The sequence below is a fragment of the Actinoplanes sp. NPDC004185 genome, from assembly GCF_053603475.1.
In genome coordinates this window covers 120,356-143,196 of sequence record NZ_JBSGFR010000018.1, presented here as the reverse complement: position 1 = coordinate 143,196, position 22,841 = coordinate 120,356, and the positions used below count along the sequence as shown (strand labels likewise).

20 protein-coding genes are annotated in these 22,841 nt (G+C 71.9%); 9 read left to right on the top strand and 11 right to left on the bottom strand.

The window, feature by feature from the left end; translation table 11 throughout:
• Positions 1 to 11 precede the first annotated feature (11 nt).
• Entirely contained in the window at positions 12 to 425 is a 414-nt protein-coding gene (locus ACWEOZ_RS20295; RefSeq protein ID WP_451912248.1) for a DUF3263 domain-containing protein, read from the top strand.
• Here the strand turns inward: ACWEOZ_RS20295 and ACWEOZ_RS20290 are convergent.
• Positions 422 to 2,635, bottom strand: a complete 2,214-nt coding sequence (locus tag ACWEOZ_RS20290) for an AAA family ATPase (protein WP_451912215.1) — start codon at positions 2,633 to 2,635, stop codon at positions 422 to 424. The two genes, ACWEOZ_RS20295 and ACWEOZ_RS20290, sit on opposite strands and share 4 nt — an antisense overlap.
• Positions 2,636 to 2,713: 78 nt before the next feature.
• Between ACWEOZ_RS20290 and ACWEOZ_RS20285 the strand changes: the two genes are divergently transcribed.
• Genes ACWEOZ_RS20285 through ACWEOZ_RS20275 form a run of 3 tightly spaced genes read left to right on the top strand, consistent with a single transcriptional unit; the run spans position 2,714 to position 7,073 of the window.
• The gene (locus ACWEOZ_RS20285) at positions 2,714 to 3,409 is read left to right on the top strand and encodes a hypothetical protein (RefSeq protein ID WP_451912214.1); all 696 of its coding nucleotides are present in this window, start codon (positions 2,714 to 2,716) and stop codon (positions 3,407 to 3,409) included.
• A gap of 47 nt (positions 3,410 to 3,456) precedes the next feature.
• Positions 3,457 to 6,222, top strand: a complete 2,766-nt coding sequence (locus ACWEOZ_RS20280; RefSeq protein WP_451912213.1) for an alpha/beta fold hydrolase — start codon at positions 3,457 to 3,459, stop codon at positions 6,220 to 6,222.
• Entirely contained in the window at positions 6,219 to 7,073 is an 855-nt protein-coding gene (locus ACWEOZ_RS20275) for an ABC transporter permease (RefSeq protein ID WP_451912212.1), read from the top strand. Before ACWEOZ_RS20280 ends, ACWEOZ_RS20275 begins: the two co-directional genes overlap by 4 nt.
• A 6-nt stretch (positions 7,074 to 7,079) precedes the next feature.
• Here the strand turns inward: ACWEOZ_RS20275 and ACWEOZ_RS20270 are convergent, their stop codons facing one another.
• The 5 genes from ACWEOZ_RS20270 to ACWEOZ_RS20250 form a co-directional block, all read right to left on the bottom strand.
• Positions 7,080 to 7,511: a hypothetical protein gene (locus tag ACWEOZ_RS20270; RefSeq protein ID WP_451912211.1), complete on the bottom strand. Its 432-nt coding sequence runs from the start codon at positions 7,509 to 7,511 to the stop codon at positions 7,080 to 7,082.
• A 22-nt stretch (positions 7,512 to 7,533) separates the two neighbouring features.
• Positions 7,534 to 8,886, bottom strand: a complete 1,353-nt coding sequence (locus tag ACWEOZ_RS20265; protein WP_451912210.1) for a DUF4407 domain-containing protein — start codon at positions 8,884 to 8,886, stop codon at positions 7,534 to 7,536.
• The gene (locus ACWEOZ_RS20260; protein ID WP_451912209.1) at positions 8,879 to 10,108 is read right to left on the bottom strand and encodes a hypothetical protein; all 1,230 of its coding nucleotides are present in this window, start codon (positions 10,106 to 10,108) and stop codon (positions 8,879 to 8,881) included. The genes ACWEOZ_RS20265 and ACWEOZ_RS20260 overlap by 8 nt, the downstream gene beginning before the upstream one ends.
• A gap of 143 nt (positions 10,109 to 10,251) precedes the next feature.
• Complete coding sequence (locus ACWEOZ_RS20255) at positions 10,252 to 12,435, bottom strand: hypothetical protein (RefSeq protein WP_451912208.1); 2,184 nt, start codon at positions 12,433 to 12,435, stop codon at positions 10,252 to 10,254.
• Between the two features lie 20 nt (positions 12,436 to 12,455).
• On the bottom strand, positions 12,456 to 13,022 hold the full coding sequence (locus ACWEOZ_RS20250) for a toll/interleukin-1 receptor domain-containing protein (RefSeq protein WP_451912207.1): 567 nt from the start codon (positions 13,020 to 13,022) through the stop codon (positions 12,456 to 12,458).
• 417 nt (positions 13,023 to 13,439) lie between these two features.
• On the opposite strand from ACWEOZ_RS20250, the gene ACWEOZ_RS20245 reads away from it, so the two are divergent.
• Positions 13,440 to 14,687: a helix-turn-helix domain-containing protein gene (locus ACWEOZ_RS20245; RefSeq protein ID WP_451912206.1), complete on the top strand. Its 1,248-nt coding sequence runs from the start codon at positions 13,440 to 13,442 to the stop codon at positions 14,685 to 14,687.
• A gap of 54 nt (positions 14,688 to 14,741) precedes the next feature.
• Here the strand turns inward: ACWEOZ_RS20245 and ACWEOZ_RS20240 are convergent, their stop codons facing one another.
• From ACWEOZ_RS20240 to ACWEOZ_RS20225, 4 genes are all read right to left on the bottom strand, one after another.
• Positions 14,742 to 15,326, bottom strand: a complete 585-nt coding sequence (locus tag ACWEOZ_RS20240) for a DUF305 domain-containing protein (protein WP_451912205.1) — start codon at positions 15,324 to 15,326, stop codon at positions 14,742 to 14,744.
• On the bottom strand, positions 15,323 to 16,114 hold the full coding sequence (locus ACWEOZ_RS20235; protein WP_451912204.1) for a lytic polysaccharide monooxygenase: 792 nt from the start codon (positions 16,112 to 16,114) through the stop codon (positions 15,323 to 15,325). The genes ACWEOZ_RS20240 and ACWEOZ_RS20235 overlap by 4 nt, the downstream gene beginning before the upstream one ends.
• A 90-nt stretch (positions 16,115 to 16,204) precedes the next feature.
• Positions 16,205 to 17,536: a HAMP domain-containing sensor histidine kinase gene (locus ACWEOZ_RS20230; RefSeq protein ID WP_451912203.1), complete on the bottom strand. Its 1,332-nt coding sequence runs from the start codon at positions 17,534 to 17,536 to the stop codon at positions 16,205 to 16,207.
• Positions 17,533 to 18,219 carry a response regulator transcription factor gene (locus tag ACWEOZ_RS20225; protein ID WP_360820591.1) on the bottom strand — a complete coding sequence of 229 codons (687 nt, stop codon included), beginning with the start codon at positions 18,217 to 18,219 and terminating at the stop codon, positions 17,533 to 17,535. The genes ACWEOZ_RS20230 and ACWEOZ_RS20225 overlap by 4 nt, the downstream gene beginning before the upstream one ends.
• Before the next feature lie 110 nt (positions 18,220 to 18,329).
• Between ACWEOZ_RS20225 and ACWEOZ_RS20220 the strand changes: the two genes are divergently transcribed.
• Positions 18,330 to 18,863, top strand: coding sequence for a DNA mismatch repair protein MutL (locus ACWEOZ_RS20220; protein ID WP_451912247.1), 534 nt, complete (start codon positions 18,330 to 18,332; stop codon positions 18,861 to 18,863).
• 16 nt (positions 18,864 to 18,879) lie between these two features.
• Here the strand turns inward: ACWEOZ_RS20220 and ACWEOZ_RS20215 are convergent, their stop codons facing one another.
• Positions 18,880 to 19,665 (bottom strand): DeoR/GlpR family DNA-binding transcription regulator, encoded by a 786-nt coding sequence (locus tag ACWEOZ_RS20215; protein WP_451912202.1) that lies wholly within the window; start codon positions 19,663 to 19,665, stop codon positions 18,880 to 18,882.
• A gap of 188 nt (positions 19,666 to 19,853) precedes the next feature.
• On the opposite strand from ACWEOZ_RS20215, the gene ACWEOZ_RS20210 reads away from it, so the two are divergent.
• From ACWEOZ_RS20210 to nagA, 3 genes are read left to right on the top strand one after another with little or no spacing between them, the layout of a single operon-like run.
• Complete coding sequence (locus ACWEOZ_RS20210; protein ID WP_451912201.1) at positions 19,854 to 20,777, top strand: SIS domain-containing protein; 924 nt, start codon at positions 19,854 to 19,856, stop codon at positions 20,775 to 20,777.
• 36 nt (positions 20,778 to 20,813) lie between these two features.
• Positions 20,814 to 21,740 (top strand): ROK family protein, encoded by a 927-nt coding sequence (locus tag ACWEOZ_RS20205; RefSeq protein ID WP_451912200.1) that lies wholly within the window; start codon positions 20,814 to 20,816, stop codon positions 21,738 to 21,740.
• Positions 21,737 to 22,837, top strand: a complete 1,101-nt coding sequence (gene nagA, locus ACWEOZ_RS20200) for an N-acetylglucosamine-6-phosphate deacetylase (protein ID WP_451912199.1) — start codon at positions 21,737 to 21,739, stop codon at positions 22,835 to 22,837. The genes ACWEOZ_RS20205 and nagA overlap by 4 nt, the downstream gene beginning before the upstream one ends.
• The last annotated feature ends 4 nt before the right edge of the window (positions 22,838 to 22,841 follow it).

Below are 22,841 nucleotides of genomic sequence, written 5' to 3'. Positions count from 1 at the left end.
GGTAGCTTCGGCTGGATCGGCACTCACGGACGGCGGGGATCGCCGGCTGCCACTATGCTGGCGATCCCCTTCGTACATCTGTGCGTGCTCTCCCACCGCCCAGGAGCGCCATGCAGCCCGACGCCTCTCTCAACCAGCAGCAGCACGTGCCCGCTCCCCGCGAGGAGACCCCGGCCGAGCCGCCCGTCGAAGCGCCCGCCCTCACCGAGCGCGAGGTGCAGATCCTCGCGTTCGAGAGCAAGTGGTGGAAGCACGCCGGCGCCAAGGAGCAGGCCGTCCGTGACGCCTTCGGCCTCTCCTCGACGCGCTACTACCAGCTGCTCAACGGCCTGCTGGACAACCCGGCGGCGCTGGCCCACGACCCGGTCCTGATCGGCCGGTTGCGCCGGCTGCGCTCGACCCGGGCCCGCACCCGCCGCCGCTAGCCGGGGGCGTGCGTGGAGGCATAGGCCTCCAGCCACGCGACCTGCACCGGGTCGAGCGAGGCCCGCACCCGCTTACGGGCGGTCGCCACGTGCTCGGCGGTGACCGTGGAGGCGTCCAGCGACTCCCGCATCGCCGACAGCGCCGCCTCGCGGATCAACGCGGCACAGTCCGCGGCGGAGAAGCCCTCCAGCTCGGCCCCCAGCTCATCCAGGTCGACGGCGCTGTCCAGCGGCACGGACTTGGCCGAGGCCCGCAGGATGGCCGCCCGTGCCTCGCCGTCCGGCGGCGGCACGAAGACCAGCCGCTCCAGCCGGCCCGGCCGCAGCAGCGCCGGGTCGATCAGGTCGGGCCGGTTCGTCGCGCCGATCACCACCACGTTGCGCAGCGACTCCACCCCGTCCAGCTCGGTCAGCAGCGCGGCCACGACCCGGTCGGTCGTGCCGCCGTCGGTGGACTGGCCGCGGGTCGGCGCCAGTGCGTCCACCTCGTCCAGGAAGACCAGGGTCGGCGCGGCCTCGCGGGCCCGCCGGAAGAGCTCCCGGACCGCCCGCTCGCTCTCACCGACCCACTTGTTGAGCAACTCGGCGCCCTTGACCGACAGCACGTTGGCCTTGCCGGTGCCGGCGATCGCCTTGACCAGGTATGTCTTTCCGCAGCCGGGCGGGCCGTAGAGCAGGACACCGCGCGGCGGCTGCACCCCGAGCCGGGCGAACGTGTCGGGATAGGTCAGCGGCCACAGCACCGACTCGGTCAGGGTCTGCTTGACCTCGGCCATGTCACCGACGTCGTCCAGCGTGACCTGGGCGACCTCCAGCGTCGACTCGGCCATCGAGGTCGGCCGGATCACGTCCAGCGCGCCCTCGAAGTCGGCCATGGTCACGGTGGGCGACTCGGCCTCCTTCTGGCGCAGCGCGGCGCGTACCCCGGCCTCTCGGGCCAGCGCACCCAGGTCCGCGGCGACGAAGCCCGGGGTACGCCCGGCGATGTCGTCCAGCCGCACGTCCTCGGCCAGCGGCATGCCCCGGGTCAGCACCCGCAGCTGCTCGCGCCGCATCGCCGCGTCCGGCAACGGCACCGCCAGCTGCACGGCCAGCAGATCCGGCGCCCGCAGCCCGGTGTCCACCGCCTCCGGGCGGCTGGTCGTGCACACCACCGCGCCCCCGGCACGCAGCAGCTCACCCAGCACCTGCCGGAACACCGTGGACAGCGGGCCGGGCTCGTCACGCGGGGCGAGCGCCTCGACGTCGGCGATCAGCAACACCGTCGGACCGCCGGCGCGGGCGTCCCGGGCCAGCTCGCGCAGCCGGGCCGCGGCCGAGTCGTTGGTCAGCGCCGCCAGCTCCGGGCCCCAGACCGCCAGCACGGTCGCGCCGACGTTCGCGGCGACCGCGTGCACCAGCGCCGACTTGCCCGAGCCGGCCGGACCCGTGACCAGCACCCCGAGCGACACCGTGGTGCCCAGCCGGCCGAGCACCTCGCCGTGGTGGAAGCCGAGGTCGAGCAGCTCGATCAGCTCCTGGGCCTGGGTACGCAGCCCGGGCAGGTCGTCCAGGCTGGGCGGGGGCGTCTCGGGATCGGTGGAGGCGGGCTGCCGGGCAACCTCGGCGGTGGGTGCCGGCTGGTCCCGTACGGTCGAGAACTCCCCGTCCTGCCAGCCCACCACCGTGTCCATCGTGACCAGAGCGGCATCGGCGTCCTCGACCGCGACCACCGTGAGCAGCGTGCTGGTCCAGGCGTAGCCGACCCGGTTGGCCAGGCTGCGCCGGGCGGCCTCGACCAGCGACCGGTTGCCCGCGTCGAGCAGCACGTCCTGCGGCAGCAGCGAGACGTTGTCGCCCGCGGTGACCACCTTGCCCAGCAGCGCCAGGCGCAGCATCTCCGGCGACACCACCGCGACGATCTCGGCCGGGCCGGTCAGCGTGACCCGCCGCGCCTGGACGACCGGCACGGGCGTCACGGTCACCTGGCCGCCGTCGCGCAGGCCCAGATTGCCGATGATCAGATCGTCGGCGTAGAGCAGGGCCCGGCTCGCTGTCGGCTCGGCCCGCGCGGCGAGACCCGCGGTGGTCCGCCGGCCGGCCAGGCGCAGCGGATCGCCCGGATTGATGGCGAGCGCGGCCATCACCTCGGGGTGCAGGCGGACGATGCCGCGCCGCGCGTCGAGGGCCGCCGTCCGCTGGGTCACGGTCAGCGTGAGGTCGTCTGGCACCGGGGAGGCCTCCGTTTGGACGAGGGGACTAGGTTGACACGCTAGCCGTCGTACGCCGCCCGGGGAGGCACCACCGCGATGAGGCTTCGTCACGCCACTTTGGCCGTTGTCACGCTGACCCTGCTGGGGGCCGCCGGGTGCGGTGACGACTCCGACGACAAGACGCCCGCCGCGCGGGCACCGGGCGCCTCCGCGGCACCGTCCGCCAACGGCGGACTGGGTGGCCCGGGAGCCTCGGCCGCACCGGGTTCCCCGGCTGCTCCGGGCACGCCACCCACGGAGGGCACGTCCGCCGCCGAGCCACCGAAGAAGGGCGGCGGGGCCGCGCGGGGCAAGCCCGCGGTCTCCCCCGACGTGCTGACCCCCGCCGGGATCGGCCCGTACCAGGTGGGTGTCCAGCAGGGTGAACTGACGTCAGCCCGCCTGGTGGGCAAGGTCACCAAGACCAGGGACACCTGTACGACGGCCAAGGGCCTGGATGAGTACCACTCGCCGGCCCTGGCGTTCACCGGCGGCAAGCTCCAGCGCCTCACCGTGACCAGCCCGAAGGTGACCACTCCGAAGGGTGCCAAGGTCGGCACCGGCTACGCCAAGCTCAAGGGCATGTACCCCGGCGGCAAGCAGCTCGACGACTGGGTCGGCGCCGGCGCCTGGTACGCGGTCGACGGCGGCAACGCCCTGCTGTTCCGGATCAAGGACGACAAGGTGGCCTCGATCGACGCCGGCGCGGGTCCGGCCGTGCAGTTCTTCTACACCGACAAGCAGGGCTGCTAGGGACGTTCACAGCTCCCGCTCAGCGGCCCGCGGCTAGCGTGGGCCGCATGTCTGCCCTCACGACCCGGCTCCGCCGTGCCCTGCCCCGAGTGACACGGCGGCGGGTGGTGGCCGGTTCGGTGGCTCTCGTCCTGATCGCCGCCCTCATCGGCTGGGCCGCGCTGCCCGAGCGCCACTCCTGGACGGCGGTGGACCAGCGGCTGACCGTGCTCTCCGGCCCGTCCGGCACCGAGCCGATCGACCTGGACACCCGGTTCTACCTGCCGTCCGGCGGCGGCGACGTGCCGGCGGTGCTGCTCGGTCACGGGTTCGGCGGCAGCAAGGAGTCCGTCAGCGACGACGCCGAGTCGCTGGCCGACCGCGGGTACGCCGTCCTGACCTGGACCGCCCGCGGCTTCGGGCGCAGCGGCGGCGAGATCCACCTGGACAGCCCGGACTACGAGGTCAAGGACGCGCAGCGGCTGCTGGACTGGCTCGCCGCCCAGCCGCGGGTGCGCACGGACGCGGCCGGCGACCCCCGGGTCGGCGTGGTCGGCGGCTCGTACGGCGGCGCGCTGGCCCTGCTGCTCGCCGCCCAGGACCCCCGGGTCGACGCGATCGTCCCGCTGATCACCTGGAACGACCTCGGCAAGGCGTTCTTCCCGCAGTCCGCGACCGGGGTCACCGCCCCCGGCGTCTTCAAGAAGAGCTGGGCCGGCCTCTTCTTCGGCAGCGGCTCGGGCCCCCTGGCTACGGGCGCGGTGCCGGTTCCGCAGGCTCCGGTCGCCAACCCCGCCTGTGGTCGCTTCGCCGCGGACGTCTGCGCGGCGTACCTCAAGATGGCCACCACCGGCACCCCGGACGCCGCGACGACCGCGCTGCTGCAGCGCTCCAGCCCGGCGCCGGTGCTCAACAAGATCAAGGCGCCCACGCTGCTCATCCAGGGCGCGGTGGACACGCTGTTCCCGCTCTCGGAGGCCGACGCCAACGCGAAGGGCATCGCGGCGACCGGCACGCCGGTCCGGGTCGCCTGGTTCACCGGCGGCCACGACGGCGGCTCCGGCCCGCAGACCGACCAGGACCGCACCAAGTTCCTCACCGCGCAGTGGCTCGACCACTACGTGAAGAAGGACGGCGCCACCCCGGCGAACAGCTTCACCTACTCGCGGGTGGCCGGCTTCAGCGCGCTGGACCGGGGGCTGGTCACCAACGGGTATTCCGATCCGGCGTACCCCGGTCTGACCGGGACCGGCCGGGCCGAGGTCACCGTCAGCGGCGACGCCCAGCCGATCGCCAACCCGCCGAACGGCAATCCGGGCGCACTGTCCTCGCTGCCCGGCGTGGGCGGCCAGCTCAGCTCCCTGCTCGGCAGTGTGGCCGGTGACCTCGCCGGCCAGCACGCCGAGTTCGACTCGGCGCCGGTCACGGACGCCATCGAGGTGGTCGGCGCGCCCACCGTGCGGCTGCGGGCGGCGTCCCCGACCGGCTCGGCGACGCTGTTCGTCAAGCTCTACGACGTCGACCCGAACGGCACCGCCACCCTCAGCGGCGGACTGATCGCCCCGGTCCGGCTCACCGGGCTGCCCACCGACGTGAGCGCGGCCCAGCCGGTCACCGTGACGCTGCCCGCGATCGTGCGCCGGATCGACGCCGGGCACACCGTCCGGGTCACGGTGGCGACCTCCGACCAGGCGTTCCTGACGCCGCCGGACCCCACGACCTACACCGTGGCGGTCGAGCCGGCGGTCAGCCTGCCCACGGCGGTGGGCACGCCGATCGCCAACCCCCAGGTCGTCTGGCGGTACGTGCTGCTGGGCGTGCTCGCCGTCATCATCGCCGGGCTCGTCGTGGTCCTGGTCGTGCGCCGCCGCCGGCTGCGCCGCCACGAGGCCCCGACGGTCGACGAGTACGCCGACACGCCGCTGGTCGTGCGGGGCCTGCGCAAGGCGTACGGGGACGGTTTCGTCGCCGTCGAACGGGTCGACTTCACCGTCGAGCGCGGCCAGGTCGTCGGCCTGCTCGGCCCCAACGGCGCGGGCAAGACCACCACGCTGCGGGTGCTGATGGGCCTGACCATGCCGACCGAGGGCGACGCACTGGTCTTCGGGCACCGGCTCGAGCCCGGCTCGCCGGTGCTGTCCCGGGTCGGCGCGCTGGTCGAGGGCCCCGGCTTCCTGCCGCACCTGACCGGCCTGCAGAACCTGCACGCGTACTGGCAGGCGACCGGCCGGCCGGCGGCGGACGCCCGCTTCGACGAGGCGCTGGAGATCGCCGGGCTCGGCGACTCGGTGCACCGCAAGACGAAGAACTACAGCCACGGCATGCGGCAGCGGCTGGCGATCGCCCAGGCCATGCTGGGCCTGCCCGAGCTGCTGGTGCTGGACGAGCCCACGGACGGGCTCGACCCGCCACAGATCGCCGAGATGCGCCGGGTCCTGAAGCGCTACGCGACCGACGGCCGGGCGGTGCTGGTCTCCAGCCACCTGCTCGCCGAGGTGGAGCAGACCTGCACCCACGCGGTGGTGGTGAACAAGGGCCGGATCGTCGCGGCGGGCCCGGTCGACGACATCGTCGGCGAGAGCCCGTCGGTGCAGCTGGAGGTGTCCGACGTACCGGCCGCCGAGCAGGTGCTGGCCGGGCTGAACGTGCGGTCGGTGACGCCGGAGGGGGCTTCCGGGCTGATCGTGGACATGAACGGCACGCCGCGTACCGAGGTGGTCGCCTCGCTGGTGCGCGCCGGCGTCGGGGTGGACCGGGTGGTGCCCCGGCGGCGCCTGGAGGACGCGTTCCTGGCCCTGGTGGGCGACAACTCGCGAGGAAGTGGAGACCGATGAGCGCGGCTGCGACGGGCTACCGGGCGACGGCCACCATGCCGTTGCTCGCCGAGGTACGCCGGCAGGCCTCCCGCCGCCGGACCCAACTGGCGCTGGGCTTCATGGCCCTGCTGCCGGTCATCATCCTGCTGGCCTTCGAGTTCGGCGGGGACGGCGACGACGACAACGGCGGCGGGGCGTTCGCCAGCCTGGTCGACCTGGCCACCTCGGGCGGGCTGAACTTCGCCCTGTTCAGCATCTTCGTGTCGGCGGGCTTCCTGCTGGTCGTGGTGGTCGCCCTGTTCTGCGGCGACACGGTGGCCAGCGAGGCGAGCTGGGGCAGCCTGCGCTATCTGCTGGCCGTCCCGGTCCCCCGGGCCCGGCTGCTGGGCGTGAAGCTGGTCGTGGCGCTGGGCTACTCGCTGCTGGCCCTGCTGACCCTGGCCGGCACAGCCCTGCTGATCGGCACTTTGCGCTACGGCTGGCATCCGCTGGGCAGCACGGTGGCGGCGGAGATCCCGGCCGGCGAGGGCGTGCTCCGCCTGCTGGCGATCCTCGGCTACCTGGCCGTGGTCCTGCTGGTGGTGGCCGGCCTGGCGTTCCTGCTGTCGGTCCTGACAGACGCGGCCCTGGGCGCGGTGGGCGGCGCGGTGCTGCTGTGGATCCTGTCCGGCATCCTGGACCAGATCACGGCACTGGGCTCGATCCGCAACTTCCTGCCGACCCACTACAGCGACGCCTGGCTGGGCCTGCTGTCGACCCCGATGCAGACGGACGACGTGGTGAAGGGCGCCATCTCGGCGGTCTGCTACGCGACGATTTTCTGGTCCCTGGCGTTCTACCGCTTCACCCGCAAGGACATCACTTCCTGACCCGGCTCAGCGCGGCACGAAGACCAGTCCGACGGCGAGAAAGAGCAGCATCGTGGGGATCACGGCGACGTGGCCGGCCGCGAGCGTGCGGCCGTAACCAGGCACGGCCCGGTGATAGCGGTCCGTGGCCATGTCGAACGGCCAGGGTCCCGGGTCGTCGCCACCGGTGAGACCCGCACCAATCGCCGCATACAGGCAGCGGAACAGCCGCTCCCGCCGGACGTAGTAGGCGTCCAGCGCCCAGAAGATCAACGCCGGCGGCACGGCGAGCAGCGTCAGCGCCGTGCTGATCGGACGCTGGGTGGTGACCAGCGCGACGACCACCGTCACCAGGGTTACCGACCAGCCCCGGATGACGAACGAGTTCTGGGACAGCCGGGCGATGACCGCATGGGTGTCAGCCAGATGCCGGAGCCGCACCTCCTGCTCGGCGCTCATCGCCTCCGGACCCGTCCGCGGGTCAGGCTCCGGCACCTCGGAGCCGTGCGGCGAGCGCCTCGATCTCGTCGTCCAGACCGGCTTCGCGTTCTGCCCGGGCCTCGCGACTCGCTTCATTGATCTCTTCCATGGCAGTGCGGTAGCGATGCTCGGCACGGTGGATCCCCACTTTCGCGCGGTCGCTGTCGTGTCGCTCACGCAGCTCGGTGGACTTCTCGTGCAGCCGGTTGCTGATGTCGAGCTGCCGGCCCAGCAACGCGTCGTAGGTGGTGGTCCGGCTCATGAGCTTGGTCAGCACCGGGAGGCAGTCGATCGCGATCAGCAGCAGCCGGAGCAGCCAGGAGCCGACCATCACGAACATGCTCTCGGAGGCGAGCGTGCCGAGGGCCTTGTCCTCGTCCAGGATGCCGATCGAACCCTGCGCCTCCCGCTTCTCCTTCACCTTGTCGGCGATCTGCTGGTTGACCGCCGCGGTGTAGCCGGCGGTCGCCGAACCGTCAGCGGCAGTCAGCTCGGTGATCCGGCGGTTGACGGCGACCAGATCGGCCTGGTGCTCGTCCAGATCGCTGGAGGCCCGGTACCGATCGGCCTCGGCCCGGTTGCGGCGGCAGTTGGGGCCCTCGCCGGAGCGCCCGGTCAACCCCGCGCCCTTGGTGCCGTTGCACTCGGTGCGGGCCAGTTCCTCGCGCCGGGCCAACTCCGTGTTGATCTTCTCGATCGTGCCCTGCACCGTCTTTCGCTGGGCCTGGGCGAGGACCAGTTCCTGGCGTACGCCGTCCGGGCTGTCCGCCGCATTGAGCAGGAAGCCCGTGCAGTCCGCCGCCGGCGGGGCCGCATTCGCCTGGACCGCGTTGCAGTCCTTGAGCCGGCTCTCGTAGTCGGTGACGGAGGTCCGCCGCTCCTCATTGATCTGGGTGTGGATCGCCGGCGCGAAGACCATGAGCAAGAGCGGCTCGGCGATGACCGCACCCATCAGGAAGGAGATGATCAGCCGAGGCAGGAAGGCCCGCAGCTTCGCGCCGCCCAGGTGCGGGCCGTGGGTGCTCGCCACCAGCCAGCCGTCGAAGCTGAGGATCAGATAGCCCCAGATCAGCGCCACGACCGGAATGAAGAACACCGGGATGTCGACCGTCTTGAGCAGCACAGCCATCGAGAATGCGGCCATCACCGCCGTGTTGACCACGATCGCGCCGAGTCGCGTGTAGCGGGGCCGCTCCTCCGGAACCCAGTCCAGGATGGTCTCGTTGAGACCGGCGACCTTGCGCAACATCCGGCCCGGGCCGTACTCGGGCCGGGAGGGCCGGAACGGCTCCGTGCGGCCCGGGTCGTGATCATCCGCACGGTGTTGCGGCTGGATGATGACCGATTCAGACATCTTCGTCTCTGATTCCCTGGTCGCGAGGAGCATTCTCCGGCAGCTCGCCGGCTGGTTCGGCCGGCCCGCGCAGCGAGGACATGTCGGCGGAGTCCACTGCCGGCTGGGGCAGATCCATCACCTCGGCCAGCAACCGGTCAGCCTGCATCTCTGAGCTGTTGAAATGCCCACGCTCGGTCATCTGCTGAAGCAGGCCGACCTTCATGCCCAGCTTCGCCTTCTGGTCCTCGCGCTCGTGCTGCTCCCGCAGCAGCCGATCAGCGCGCTCCTGCTCGTCCTTGCGGAGCTGATCCGCACGAGCCTGGTCGGCCAGGCGCAGCCGCTCCTCATGCTCGCGCTGGAGGCGGGCCTCCTTTCGCTGCCTGGCTTCCCGCTGGTCGTCACGATCGGCCGCCTGCAGCTGCAGCCGCTCCTCCCGCTCGCGCTGGGCCATCAGCATCCGGGCTTCTCGATCGCTCTCGTCGAGCGCGCGAAGCTGCTCGGAGAGCGTGGTCGCCTCGATCCGGCCGTCGGCGAAAGCGGCCATCAGCGCATACCGCGGGTTGTCGCCGATCGTGTCCATGTTCAGGGCGAACTCGCGCCGGGCGAAGTCGGATCGCCGCGCCGCCAAATCCCGCTCGTGATCGGCGTCGGAGGCGGCGATCGCCTGGTTGCGTTCGTGGTCCCGGTCGGCGAGCCGGTGGTGATGTTCCTGGTCGCTGCTCTCCAGCGTGTAGCCGTTGAGCTTCTGACCCGCGGTGAGGCGATGCAGGTTGGCCTGCTCCAGTTCGGCGAGACGCTGGTCGAGCGTCTTGTCCAGGTGTGCAGCCTCGTACTTGCGGAGCACCTCAGGGCTGCTGACCTCGACGCTGGCGACCGAAACGGTCAGGCCGGGCACGGACGGACGGCAGATCGTCAGGTAGGCCTTCACCTGTGCACTGACGATGCGGCGTACGTCGTTGACCGCGGTGAGGGGGTGGTCGAGCCCGAGTTCGAAGATTCGGTTGTGGGCCTTGAGGTGGCTCCAGAGCGCGCTCTCGGCGTTGATGCCGCCACGTACCACGGCCACGGGGTCCTCGACCGTGCAGACGAAGGTCACCATGACCTCGAAGAAGGACGCGTCGGCGGAGGGGATCTCGAGCCGGACCACGACGGGGGCGTCGCGCCGCATGTCCACCATGCTGACGTGGGTCGCCTGGACGACCCGCTCATGCGTACCGTCCATCTTGTCGCTGTCCAGCACGTAGTCACCGTTGACGCGGTAGACCAGCACCTGATGCGAGTCGGGCTGCAGGAGCTCGCTGCCCTTGCGGGCCGGCCGGCGGAACCACTTGGCTTTTTCCGCTTTGTCCAGCCGCCGGCGGCCGGCGATCGGATAGGTGATAGTCATGCGGCCCCTCCAACAAGGCTCAATGAGATGGCGTCCAGACAGGCCAGCAGCACGTCCGCGGACGAGTCCCGCTGACCGCGGCGCAGCTGCCGGTCGACGTTCAGAAAGTCCCGCTTGAAGGGCAGGTGCTCCCGGCCGGGCAGGGCCCGCGAGAGCGCGGCGCCGACCAGCCTCGCGTCCTCACGAGGCGTGTCGCTGATCTCCCGCAACAGCCGCAGCCCACGGCGCAGGGCGACGATCGCCTCGCGCCGGAACGGGCGGTACCGGATCACCCCGGCCCAGATCCCGGCGATGACATCGAGACGCTCAGGATGCCGGTGCAGGTATTCGATGATCGCCGGTCGCCGGGTCGTCACGCTGGTGATCTCGAGGACCGAGAGGGCGGCGAGCATGGTCAGCTCCCGCATTCTCCGGAGGTCCTCAGCCGTCATCCGCTCGCTGCCCGGCCCGATGCCGAACTTCTGCATCTTCTGGTCCAGCAGCGCCAGCACCACCCAGGCGTCGCTGTCCGGATCGTCGTTGAGGTTGGTGAAGAGACACCCGAGCGCCGTGCAACCGGCCGCACGCAGGTCGTCCGTCTGCGCGGTGAGTTGCCACAACCGGTTGGCGGCGTCGGTCGGGAAGCTCAGGCCGAGCTCGCCGCTGAAGGCGAGGATGGCGCTCCACCGCCGGTCCCCGTCGCGGTCGTTGGCCCAGCCGACCGCCGTCTGCAGCGCCAGGGGAGCCAGTGCGTCGCGGTGGCACATGTACCAGAGCACGTAGACCGCGGTGACCTGCCCGGCCCAGGACACCACGCCCCAGGACCAGGGCTGCAGATAGGAGTGATCGACTTCCTCGAAGCCCGCGCAGGCCAGCCAGGCGAGCCCACTGGCCACCGCCAAGCTGTCACCGTGGGTCAGCAGCTCGTCCAGCCAGACCACAACGGCGTCCCAGAAGGAGCTGGACCGGGTCTTCCACAGCTCCTCGAGAATGAAGCGCCGGTACGACTCGTCCTTGAACACCACGATGCGAACGCTGCCCACATCGCGCGGCACGTCTTTCACGTCCAGCAGGCCGTTGAGCCGGCGCCCGCGTTCACCGAAGGCCCCGCCGTCCGGCTCCGCTGCCGCCTTCGCTCGTTTGCCGGGCAGGCGTTTGGCCAGCGCGAGATGGAGCCGCTCCAACGCCGCCTCGAACGTCCGCACGTCGGTGCTCTCGAGGAAGCAGAGGGCCGTGACCTCGACGATCTCGCGGTAGCCGGGATCGTCGGCGAACCAGCTCCGTACCTCGGCGGCCGCGTTGTCGTCGAGCGTCCGGAGCGCCTCGTACGGATCCGTGCCCTGCTCCACGAGCCGGGCCAGCGCCGCGAGACCGGCCAGACTGACCTCCTCGGGGAGGCTGGCTTCGATGTCGTCGATCACGGCGGTGGCCGCGTCGGCGGACCAGCCCGCACCGGTCAGCTGGGCGCAGAGCACCGCGCGGACGGACGGCCGTTCCCACCTGATGTGCCGGACGGCCTTGTTAGCCGCCTGCCCACCGGCCGCGCAGGTGACCACCAGAAATGCTCCGGCCTCGCAGATCTGGTCGCGGACCGTGCTCCAGGTGAAGTCGAGGTCGGTGGTGGCCCGATCGGGCATGCGATCGATCACCAGGTAGCCGTACCCCTCGGCGTAGTCGCGCTGAGCGAGGTCCCGCAGGGTCAACGCCGGGGACAGCACCAGCAACTGGCCGGGCGTCACCTCCCGGAGCAGGCTGACCGCGCCGGCCCGGCGGCCGATACCCGGCTTGCCTTCGAGCACCACCACCCGGTCCTCACGGAGCCGATCGACTGCCTCGTCGAAACAGGCGGGCCGGGCGAACCTTTCCACGACGGCGGCCACGTGCGCGGCGCTGAGCTTCCCGGTCACGCGCACGCCACCGGAGGAGTCCCGGCCACCGCCGTTCTTCATCCCGAAAACGGCTCCCTCGGCGGCAACCGAGGAATAGAAGTTGTTGGTGACGGAGCTGACCCGCTCGCCGGTTTTCTCCGCGCCCGCCTCGGCTCGGTTCCCCGTGCGCTCCCGCCGATCGCGGGGACCTGTCTCCTCCGCCCGCGACAAAGTTTCGGCCATGTCGGCCGCGGCTGTGGTCTGGTCGGCGGTTGCCCGCTGCCCGCCCTCCGCCGCCGTCTCCGGTTCCGCCTCGGTGTCCGTCACCGACATGAGCTCTCTCCCCGCACGAGCTAGTTTCCGTTCGAGATGCCGAACACGGCCCGCGGTGCCTTGACCTCGCCGTAGAAGTTGCTGACCACGGCGGCGCCCGGGGTGCCGGCGGCCTCCACCGGCTCGGCGCCGAGGCCGATCAGCCGGGCCAGTTCGTCGACGAGCCGGTTCACGTCGTGCTCGACCGCCCTCGTCCTGATCTGCAGGTACTGCCGGTCGGCCAGGGCCGCCAGCGGAGCCGGAAGATCCACTGCGGACAGCTTCACGTCACCGACCAGCACCGGAACGACCCGGGTGCCGAGCTCCAGCGCCTCGACGAGCTCGCGCCGGACGAAGTCCTGCGGGTCGTCGACGCGTCGGCTGCCGTTCGCGCCCGGCGCGAACCAGTGGGACCCGATGATCGCCACCACCGCGCGGCACTGCCGCAGCGCCGCCCACAGGATCGGCGGGAAATCGGCACCGAGATCGATGGACATGTTGTCGAGAAAAATTCGGTGCGCCCCGAACCGAGCGCTCAGGGCCTGCTTGATGAGGACGGCCGTCATGGGCTCGTCAGCGGTGCGGTAGCTGATGAAGACGTCAGTCATCCCGCTCTCCTCACAGCGAAGAATTGATGTCCAGGCCGGACCGGATTAAGTCGCGATAAACGCAGATCCCGATTGCGGGCCGGCCCAGCGTTCCATGCTGGATCGCATTCCAGCAACCGTTTCCCGTCCCCCATTCGATAGACACCGTGACATCGGGAAGTGCCTGGTCCAGGTAATCTGTACGAAAGGTGGAACCGCCGACTGGCCACGCGGTTCATGAACATCGGACGAGTACCGGCGGCGGCGAACCGGACCGCGAGGGATGCGGTCCGGGCGACCGCACTCCGATGTCGACACGGCTGTCGAAGGGCTGCCGGTACGCACGCGGGACAGCGTTGGCGCCCAGCGGCTAATCTCCGGGGAGGAGCGGGCACACCGCTCAGAGACACCATCATGATCAATACAACGAGGATTCCTATGCGTCTGTCGTTCGGTGCAGAACTGCAGAGACGCAGGCTGGCCACGGGCGTCTCGCTCACCCGATTCGCCAGAACGGTGAACTACAGCAAGAGCCACCTGAGCAAGATCGAAAATGGCGTCAAGCTGCCCGGACCGGAGCTGGCCAGAATCTGCGACAGCGCTCTCGGAGCCGGCGGGAAACTGGCCGAGCTCGTCCCGGCGCGGCACCGCAACGCCAGCCCGCCGAGGCACGAACGGGTCCACGGCGACAACGAATGGAGGTTGGCGCTCGATCCGAGCGGTGCGGGCGAGTTCGACGCCGGCCGGCCACAGATGCCGATGACGTGGGGACCCGTCGCCAACGCCGCGGCCCACCGCTACGACGACGCGGTGCTGGAGAGCTTCCGTCTCCAGTTCGACCAGACGCGCCGGCTGACCCAGACCCTGCCACCGGCTGCACTCCTGCCGCTGCTGATCGCTCCGGTGCACGCACTGCGCGTCGGCGCGCTCTCAGCGCAGCCGCCGTACCGGGCCCCGCTGTTCATCTTGGCCAGCCGGTATGCGGAGCTGGCCGGCTGGATGACCCAGGAGGCCGGCGACAACGACGGGGCGCTCCGCTGGACCGATCTGGCCGTCACCTACGCCGAGGCCGGCGGAGATCCTCGGCTGTCGGCCTACGCCCTGGTCCGCCGGGCTAACATCGCCATGCACCAGCGGGATGCGGCGGCCACCATCGCGTTGTCCCAGGACGTCCAACGGGCCGACTGCGGCGCACGTATTCGCGGACTGGCCGCCCAGCGCGAGGCGCAGGGCCATTCCCTGGCCGGCGACTACGACCGATGCCGGCGCGCGCTCGACCGGGCGGCTACGTGGCTGGCCCAGCCCGGCGAGGACACCGGCGAGCCGCTGCTCGGCAGCTCGACGGTGCAAAATCTGACGGACATGACGTACGGGTGGTGCCTGCATGAACTCGGCCGGCCCGAGGAGGCCGGGTTGAGGCTGCGCGCCCAGCTCGGGCAGACCCCGCCCTGGGCCCACCGCACGCGGGGCCGGCTGGGCGCCCGCTATGCCCTGACGTTACTGTCCGCGGGCGAGCTCGAGCTGGGGTGCGCGGCTTTGCGGAGCGCCCTGGACAACTGCTCCGGCCTGGACTCGGCCACCATCCGCACCGACCTGCGGCAGGTCGCACGGCAGCTCCACCGCCGGATGACGCACGACTGCGTGCGCGCGGTCATGCCCCGCCTCACGGAGGTCCTCGCCTCCTGAACGCGAAGCGGCGGCCCACCCCGCCAGGTGGACCGCCGCTGGTCTGCGTGTGCTTCAGCTGTTCATGAGCTGGAGCATCTGCTTGATCTGGTCGGCCCGGGAGGCCTTGACCCGGTCGGCGAACGCCTTCGCCTCGGCGTTGCTGCCCTTGGTCGTCTCCAGCTGGGCCATCTCCACCGCGTTGTGCTGGTGGGCGACGAACAGGTTCAGGAACGCCGTCTCGAACGCCGGGCCCTTGGCGTCCTGCAGAGCCGCGATCTCCTCGTCGCCGGTGGCCGGCAGGCCGCCGTGGTCGGCGTGGGCGCTCGGCGCGTGGTCCACCTTGGTCGGTGCCGACCACTGCCCCAGCCAGCCGGTCATCAGCTTGACCTCGTCGGCCTGGGTGACGTCGATCGCCTTGGCCAGGGTGCGGATCTCGGTACGCCCGGCGCGCTTCTCGGCCAGGCGGACCATCTCCAGGCCCTGCTCGTGGTGCGCCACCATCATCTGCAGGTACATCACGTCGGTGGCGTTGTGGCCGCCCTCGGCCTGCACCGCCGCCTGGGCCGCGACCTCGGTCACCGGCGCTTCCTTGGCCGTGCCGCAGGCGCCGAGCAGCAGGGCGCCCGCCAGCAGGACTGTCGCGTAGCGGTACTTCACAGCGGCAGCCAGAGCGCGAGGGTGTAGATGGACGGCTCCCAGCTGCGGATCGACGAGTGCGACTGGCGGCACTGGTACGTCTTGCCCTCGTAGGTCACCTTGTCGCCGGTGCGGTACGCGACGTCCGGCGCCCACTTCTTGCCGCCCTCGGCGATCGGGACGGCGGGAGCCTTCGTGGTCGCCGTGGGAGCCGCGGTCGGAGCAGTGGTCGGCGGGGCGGTCGGGGGCTTGGTCGTCGGCTTGGTGGTCGGTGGCGTCGTACCCCCGGAGCCGCCGCTGCCGCCCACGTTGAGGTCGATGCAGCTGTAGAAGGCGTTGGCCGTGTCGCCGATGTTCCAGACCGCCAGCACCTTCTGCTTGCCAGGGAAGGCGCTCAGGTTGATGGTGTGGGTGACCACCGCGTCGGGCTGCGCGTTGCCGCCGTCGACGGTCGCGACCTTCTTGTCACCGATGAAGTATTCCCAGTTGCTGGTGCGGTGGCGGGCCGTCATCACCCAGGTGAAGGTGACTGTGGAGCCGACCGCCTTGGCCGGCCAGTTGCGGCTGTCGTCGGAGAGCACCGAGAAGCCGGCCACGCCGCCGTCACAGGACCGCAGGCCCTTGGGGCCCTCGACGCTCTGCGGCTCGAACTGGATCTGCCCGCAGTCGGCGACCGCGCCGGAGGCGCACAGGGCCTGCCGGCTGGGCGGGGCGGAGACGTAACCGTGCGCGAGGGCGGGCGCCGCACCGACCAGCGTCGAGCCGAGTGCTCCGAGTGCCACCAGCGGATAGGCGATGGACCTGCGCATCGTCTGGGTCTCCCAACGTGTCGTGCGGTTCGGACAGCGGGAAACGTAACGAGGCTTTCCATAAAGAAGCCTTAAAGGCAACGGAAACAATCATGAAGCGGTGCCGCGCCGGCGGCGGCCCGCCGGGCGCGGGGCAGCCACGGCCCGCTCTCCTTCCGGTACGGGCAGCAGCATCGCGATGCGCGCCCCGCCCAGCGGACCGCGCTCGATCATCAGCCGCCCACCGGCCGCCTCGGCGACCCGGCGCACGATGTCCAGCCCGAGCCCGGACGAGCCGGCCCCGCTGACCCCGCGGCGTACCGCGGCGGCCGGGTCGCTGATCCCCGGCCCGGCGTCGTCCACCAGCAGACCCGCCTCGGAGGCGGTGACCCGGAAGGCCACACCCTCCGGGGTGTGCGCGAAGACGTTGCCGAGCAGGGCGTCGACGGCCAGGATCAGCTCGCTGCGGGGCAGCGGCACCGGTACGGGATGATCGCCGCCCACCACCTGCCAGGGCCGCGCCTGGTCCTCGGCCAGCGCCGACCAGAAGGCCAGCCGCTCGGCGAGCACCTCGACCAGGTCGGACCGCTGGGCGCCGCGGGCCTCGACGCCGAGCCGCGCCCCCGCGATGATCGCCTCGAGCTCCTCGTCGAGCATGTCGCACGCCTGACGCATCCGGTCCGCGATCAGCCCGGGCGGCATGGTCTCGGCGTCCAGCCGCAGCGCGGTCAGCGGCGTCCGGAGCCGGTGCGACAGGTCGGCGGCGAGCTCGCGTTCGGCGTCCAGCAGCCGGCGCAGGTCGCCGGCCATCGTGTTGAAGGCGACGGCGGCGTCCCGCAGCTCGGGCGGCCCGGACGGGGTGACCCGGGCGGTGAGCTCGCCCGCGCCGAGCCGGCGGCTGGAGCCGGCCAGCTCGCGGGTCGCGCGGACCAGCCGGCTGCCGAGCCGGTCGGCCACCAGCGTCGAGCCGGCCACCAGGGCGATGGCCAGGCCGCCGAGGGCGAACCAGGCCGGCCACACCCCGCGCCGCATCTCGGCTTCCGGGACGTAGACCTCGATGACCACGGCCCGGCCGTCGCTGAGCACGCTGGGCTGCAGGTACGCGACGCCGCCGGCCGCGGGCGCGGTCACCGGCCGGCGGTAGGAGGTGGCCGAGGCGACGTCCGCGGCCGTCACGTGGGTGGCGCCGACCGGGGCGATGCCGGGCAGGTGCACCGCCAGCCGGCCCGCGCTGCCGGCCACCGTGCTGGCGACGGCGCTGGTCAGCAGCTTGGGGTCGGCGTCCACGGCGAGGGCGGCGACCATGGCCGCGGCCTGCTGGCGGGCGTCACCGATGGCCCGGTCGTGGGCGATCTGCCGGGTCGCGAAGGTGAGCGGCACGAGGAAGGCCAGCGCGACCATCGAGGTGATGGCCAGCGCGAGCCGGTTCAGTTCCCACCTCACTGCGGTTCGACCATCATCACTCCGACTCCGCGCACGGTGTGCAGGAATCGTGGCGCGGCGGCCGTCTCGCCGAGCTTGCGGCGCAGCCAGGAGATGTGCACGTCGATGGTCTGCTCCTCGCCGATCCGCGACTGGTTCCACACCTCGGTCAGCAGCTCCCGCCGGCTGACCACCTGCCCGACCCGTTCGGCCAGGTACGTGAGCACGTCGAACTCCCGCCGGGTCAGCTGCAGCGGCTTGCCGTGCAGCGACGCCTTGCGCTGCCGCGGGCTGATCGTCAGCTCACCGACGGTGATGGTGTTGGGCGTGGTGTCGGCCGCCGCCCGGGTCCGCCGCAGCACCGCCTCGATCCGGGCCAGGATGTGCCCGCCGGAGAACGGCTTGGTCACGTAGTCGTCGGCGCCGGCGCTGAGCAGCGTGATGATGTCGGCCTCGGCGCGCCGAGCGGTGGCCACGATGACCGGCACCTCGGAGACCTGCCGCATCATCCGCAGCGCGTCGGTGCCGTCGATGTCGGGCAGGCCCAGGTCGAGGATGACGAGATCGGGCCGTTCCTGGGTGAGGATCCGCAGCGCCTCGGTCGCCTGGCCGACCGGCCGCACCACGTGTCCCGCGTCGGACAACGCCCGGGTCAGGGCGGCCGTGATGTAGCGATCGTCCTCGACCAGCAGAATCAGCGCCATGGCGACACCCTAGAACCAAGTGGGATCATGGTCGCGTGCGATCTCCCCTGGCTCCCGTGCTCGGCTGGTGCGCCGCGACCGTCACCAGCGTGGCGCTGGCGTCGGTGGCCATGCTGCCGGTGCTGCGCACCGCGACGCCGGACGAGAGCTCGCTCGTCTCGGTGGATCAGCTGCGCGACTCCGGGCAGGCCGGGCCCTCACCGTTGCCGCCGCCCAGCACGTCCCCCGCCGCGGAGCCCGAGCCGGAGCCCACCGCCACGACCGCCCGGACGCGCAAGCCGACCTCAGAGCCGGCGCGCACCTCGGCCACACCGTCCCCGCCCCGGACCACGTCCACCACCACCGCTCCCGACGAGAGCACCACCACGACCGAGGACGGCTGGACGGTGACCACGGACGGTGACGGCAGCAAGTCGTACGTGCGCTCGTTCCGGGTCGAGGGCGGCTCCGCGGTGATCCGGGTGACCGAGGACAACGTCAAGGTGGTCACCGCGACGCCCAGCGACGGCTTCTCGGTGGCGACGGTGCAGAACAGCCCGGACAACCTCGCGGTCTACTTCAACGAGGTCAACCACAGCTTCATCATCCATGTGGCCTGGAACATCAACAAACCGTTCGCCGAGGTCAGCGAGATCGGCGAGTAGGCGGCGGACCGCCGGCTCAGGCGCAGACGACCTGGACGCCCGCGTCGCGGAAGCCGGCCAGCAGTTCCTCCGGTGCCCCGGAGTCGGTGACCAGGGTCTCGACCTTGCTGATGGGGCAGATCCGGGCGAAGGCGTGGCCGCCGAGCTTGGACGAGTCGGCGATCACCACGACCCGCTTGGCCCGGGCGACCATCAGGCTGTTCATCGCCGCCTCACCCTCGTGGTGGGCCGCCGCGCCGAGCTCGACGTCGAGGGCGTCCACGCCGAGCAGCACGATGTCGAGGGTGACCTCCTTGAGCAGCGCCCCGCCCAGCGGGCCGACCAGCTCGAAGGACTGGGGACGGACCACGCCGCCGGCCACCACGATCTTCATCCGGGAACGGACCAGCAGCTCGTTGGCGATGTTCAGCGCGTTGGTCACCACGGTCAGCTGGGCGCCGTCGCCGCTGGTGTTGAGGTCGGGGCGGACCGCCAGGGCCCGGGCCACCTCGGTCATCGTGGTGCCGCCGTTGAGCCCGACCACGGTGCCCGGCACCACCAGGTTGGCCGCCGCCTCGCCGATGCGCTGCTTCTCCGCCGAGTGCTTGGCGCTCTTGTAGCGCAGCGGCAGGTCGTAGGAGACGCCGTTGGCGACCGCGCCGCCCCGGGTCCGGGTGATCATCTGCTGCTGGGCGAGCTGGTCGAAGTCGCGGCGGATGGTGGCCTGCGAGACGTCGAGCCGGCCGGCGGCGTCCTCGACGCTGACCCGGCCGCTCTCGGCCAGTACCTCGAGCAGGGCATTCCACCGCGCGTACCGGTCCACCCGAGCTCCCTGCTGCACGTTTCGTGATAAGAGTGTGCACATTAGTGCGCGAAACCTCACGAAGCAAAGAGCGTGCCTGCTCGAACACGCTCCGGTGGTTGCGGATGCGCAGACCTTCCACGCAGAATGACGCTCGAAATACCGGTGAACCGAGCGCATCTGCGCAGGCGATTGTAGGGAAAACTGCCATGAGTCACGTCAAGGTGGAGATCGCCAGCCAGCCCGACTGCTGGCTGCAGGCCGCCAAACTCGCCGACTCGCCCGGCCTGCCCGGCAAGGGCGAGCGCGTCGCGGTCGTGGGTTGCGGCACCTCCTGGTTCATGGCGAAGGCCTACGCCGCCCTGCGGGAGCAGTCGGCCCTGGGCGAGACCGACGCCTTCCAGGCTTCCGAGTTCCCGCTCGGCCGCAGCTACGACCGGGTCGTGGCGATCACCCGGTCCGGCACGACCACCGAGGTCATCGAGCTGCTGGACGCGCTGGACGGCCGGACGCCGACCACGGTCATCACCGCCGACGGCGCCGAACCGGCCGCCGCGGTGGCCAAGGACGCGGTGGTGCTGGACTTCGCCGACGAGCTCTCCGTCGTACAGACCCGGTTCGCCACCAGCACCCTGGCGATGCTCCGGGCCCACCTCGGCGTCGACATCGAGCCGATCGCCGCCGACGCCGAGGTCGCCGTCCGCCTGCCGCTGCCCGTGCATCCCGCGCTGGCCCAGCAGATCACCTTCCTGGGCCGCGGCTGGACGATCGGGCTCGCCGAGGAGGCTGCCCTCAAGTGCCGCGAGGCCGCGGCGTGGTGGGCCGAGGCATACCCGGCGATGGACTACCGGCACGGACCCATCTCGATCGCCGGCCCCGGCCGGGTGGTCTGGGCGTTCGGCGAGATCCCGGCCGGCCTGGCCGACGACGTGGAGGCGACCGGCGCCGCGTTCGTGCACAGCCGCTACAACGGCGGTTACGCCGCGCTGGGCAGCTGGTGCGGCGGCCGGGCCCCGCTCGACCCGATGGCCGACCTCGTCGTGGCCCAGCGCGTCGCCGTGCTGCTGGCCACCAGCCAGGGCCTCGACCCCGACCACCCGCGCAACCTGACCCGCTCGGTCGTCCTCACGTGAGCGCCCGCCCCGCCCCGCGCGGCGAGAGGTAGCACCATGAGCAACGACGTCGTGGTGGCGCTGGATGTCGGCGGCACCGGCATGAAGTGCGCCCTGGTACGGCCGGACGGCACGGTGCACCACGCCGAGCGGCACCCGACGCTCGCGTCCCGGGGACCCGAGGCGGTCACCGCGAACATCCTCGACGTCGCTGCCGGTCTGGCCGACCGGGCCCGCGCGGACGGGCTGAACCCGGTCGCCGCCGGGGTGGCGGTGCCCGGCGTCGTCGACGAGGCGACCGGCACTGCTGTCTGGTCCAGCAACGTGGGCTTCCGCGACGTACCGCTGCGGGATCTGGTCGCCGCCCGCCTGGGCGTGCCCGCCGCGCTCGGCCACGACGTCCGGGTGGGCGGCATGGCCGAGGCCCGCCTGGGGGCGGGCCGCGAGGAACGGCACGTGCTGTTCATCGCGATCGGCACCGGCATCGCCGCCGCGCACGTGGTCGACGGCAAGGCGTTCGCGGGCGCGCACGGCGCGGCCGGGGAGGTCGGCCACGTCATCGTGCGGCCCGGCGGGCCGCCGTGCGGTTGCGGCGCCCGCGGCTGCCTCGAATCGGTGGCCTCGGCGTCCGCGGTCGGCCGCCGCTACGTGGAACTCTCCGGCATCACCGGGGTCACCGCCTCCGACGTCGTCACCCGCGCGGCCGCCGGCGAGGAGCTGGCCGGCACGGTCTGGACCGAGGCCGTCGAGGCGTTCGCGGACGGCCTGCTCACCGCACAGGCGCTGTACGACGCCGGGATCGTGGTGCTCGGCGGCGGGCTGGCCGAGTCCGGGGAGGCCCTGCTCGCCCCGCTGCGGATCGCCCTGGACGCCCGGATCACCTTCCACCGGATGCCGCGGATCGTGCGCGCGGCCCTCGGTGACACCGCGGGCTGCCTCGGCGCGGCCCTGCTGGCCCTCGACACCCTGGAGGCACCCTCTTGACGGAAGCGATCAGCGGCCGCGTCGTCCGGCCCGGGGCTGTGGTGCCCGGGTACGTCGAAGTGGACGGGCCGACGATTCTGGACGTCACGGAACGGGGCCACCCGGGCGACGACATCATCGTCCCGGGCTTCGTGGACCTGCACTGCCACGGCGGCGGCGGGCACACGTTCACCCAGGGCGACCCGGCGGCGGCCCGCGCGGCGGCGGCCTTCCACCTGCGGCACGGCACCACGACGATGCTGGCCAGCCTGGTCAGCTCCCCGTACGAGCTGATGCGTGCGGCCACGGCGGCGTACCGGCCGCTGGTGGCCGACGGCACGATCGCCGGGCTGCACTTCGAGGGGCCGTACCTGTCGCACACCCGTTGCGGTGCGCAGAACCCGGCCTTCCTGCGCGATCCGTCGCCGGAGGAACTGAGCACCCTGGTCGAGCTGGGCCAGGGCGCGGTCCGGATGGTCACCATCGCCCCCGAACTGCCCGGCGCCCTGGACGCGGTGAAGTACTTGACGGGCCACGGGGTCGTCGCGGCACTGGGACACACCGATGCGACGTACGAGCAGACCCTGGCCGGGGTCGCGGCCGGCGCGACCGTCGGCACCCACCTGTGCAACGGTATGCGTCCGGCCCACCACCGCGAGCCGGGCCCGATCATCGCCCTGCTGGACTCCCCCACGATCGTCTGCGAACTGGTCGCCGACGGCATCCACCTGCACGACGGGATGCTGCGGTTCGCGGCCCACGCGGCCGGACCCGACCGGACGGCATTGATCACGGACGCGATGGACGCGGCCGGGATGCCGGACGGCCGGTACGAACTGGGCGGCCAGGAGGTGACGGTCGCCGACCGGGTGGCCCGGCTGGTCCGCGACGGCTCGATCGCGGGCAGCACGCTGACCATGGACGCGGCGTTCCGGCAGGCGGTGGGCGCGGGGCTGGACCTGCCGGCGGCGGCGGAGATGGCCGCGACGACACCGGCCCGGGTCCTGGGCCTGGCCGACGAGGTGGGGGCGCTGGAGGCCGGGCTGCGCGCGGACCTGGTCGTGCTGGGACCCGACCTGACGGTCAAGCGGGTGATGCGCGCCGGCGCCTGGATCTGACCGG

Coding starts and splice junctions, on each gene's coding strand:
- ACWEOZ_RS20280 (WP_451912213.1), top strand. CDS start 3,457: ATGTCTGCCCTCACGACCCGGCTCCGCCGTGCCCTGCCCCGAGTGACA.
- ACWEOZ_RS20235 (WP_451912204.1), bottom strand. CDS start 16,114: ATGCGCAGGTCCATCGCCTATCCGCTGGTGGCACTCGGAGCACTCGGC.
- ACWEOZ_RS20225 (WP_360820591.1), bottom strand. CDS start 18,219: ATGGCGCTGATTCTGCTGGTCGAGGACGATCGCTACATCACGGCCGCC.
- ACWEOZ_RS20245 (WP_451912206.1), top strand. CDS start 13,440: ATGCGTCTGTCGTTCGGTGCAGAACTGCAGAGACGCAGGCTGGCCACG.
- ACWEOZ_RS20250 (WP_451912207.1), bottom strand. CDS start 13,022: ATGACTGACGTCTTCATCAGCTACCGCACCGCTGACGAGCCCATGACG.
- ACWEOZ_RS20265 (WP_451912210.1), bottom strand. CDS start 8,886: ATGTCTGAATCGGTCATCATCCAGCCGCAACACCGTGCGGATGATCAC.
- ACWEOZ_RS20210 (WP_451912201.1), top strand. CDS start 19,854: ATGAGTCACGTCAAGGTGGAGATCGCCAGCCAGCCCGACTGCTGGCTG.
- ACWEOZ_RS20205 (WP_451912200.1), top strand. CDS start 20,814: ATGAGCAACGACGTCGTGGTGGCGCTGGATGTCGGCGGCACCGGCATG.
- ACWEOZ_RS20220 (WP_451912247.1), top strand. CDS start 18,330: ATGCTGCCGGTGCTGCGCACCGCGACGCCGGACGAGAGCTCGCTCGTC.
- ACWEOZ_RS20270 (WP_451912211.1), bottom strand. CDS start 7,511: ATGAGCGCCGAGCAGGAGGTGCGGCTCCGGCATCTGGCTGACACCCAT.
- ACWEOZ_RS20285 (WP_451912214.1), top strand. CDS start 2,714: ATGAGGCTTCGTCACGCCACTTTGGCCGTTGTCACGCTGACCCTGCTG.
- ACWEOZ_RS20275 (WP_451912212.1), top strand. CDS start 6,219: ATGAGCGCGGCTGCGACGGGCTACCGGGCGACGGCCACCATGCCGTTG.
- ACWEOZ_RS20255 (WP_451912208.1), bottom strand. CDS start 12,435: ATGTCGGTGACGGACACCGAGGCGGAACCGGAGACGGCGGCGGAGGGC.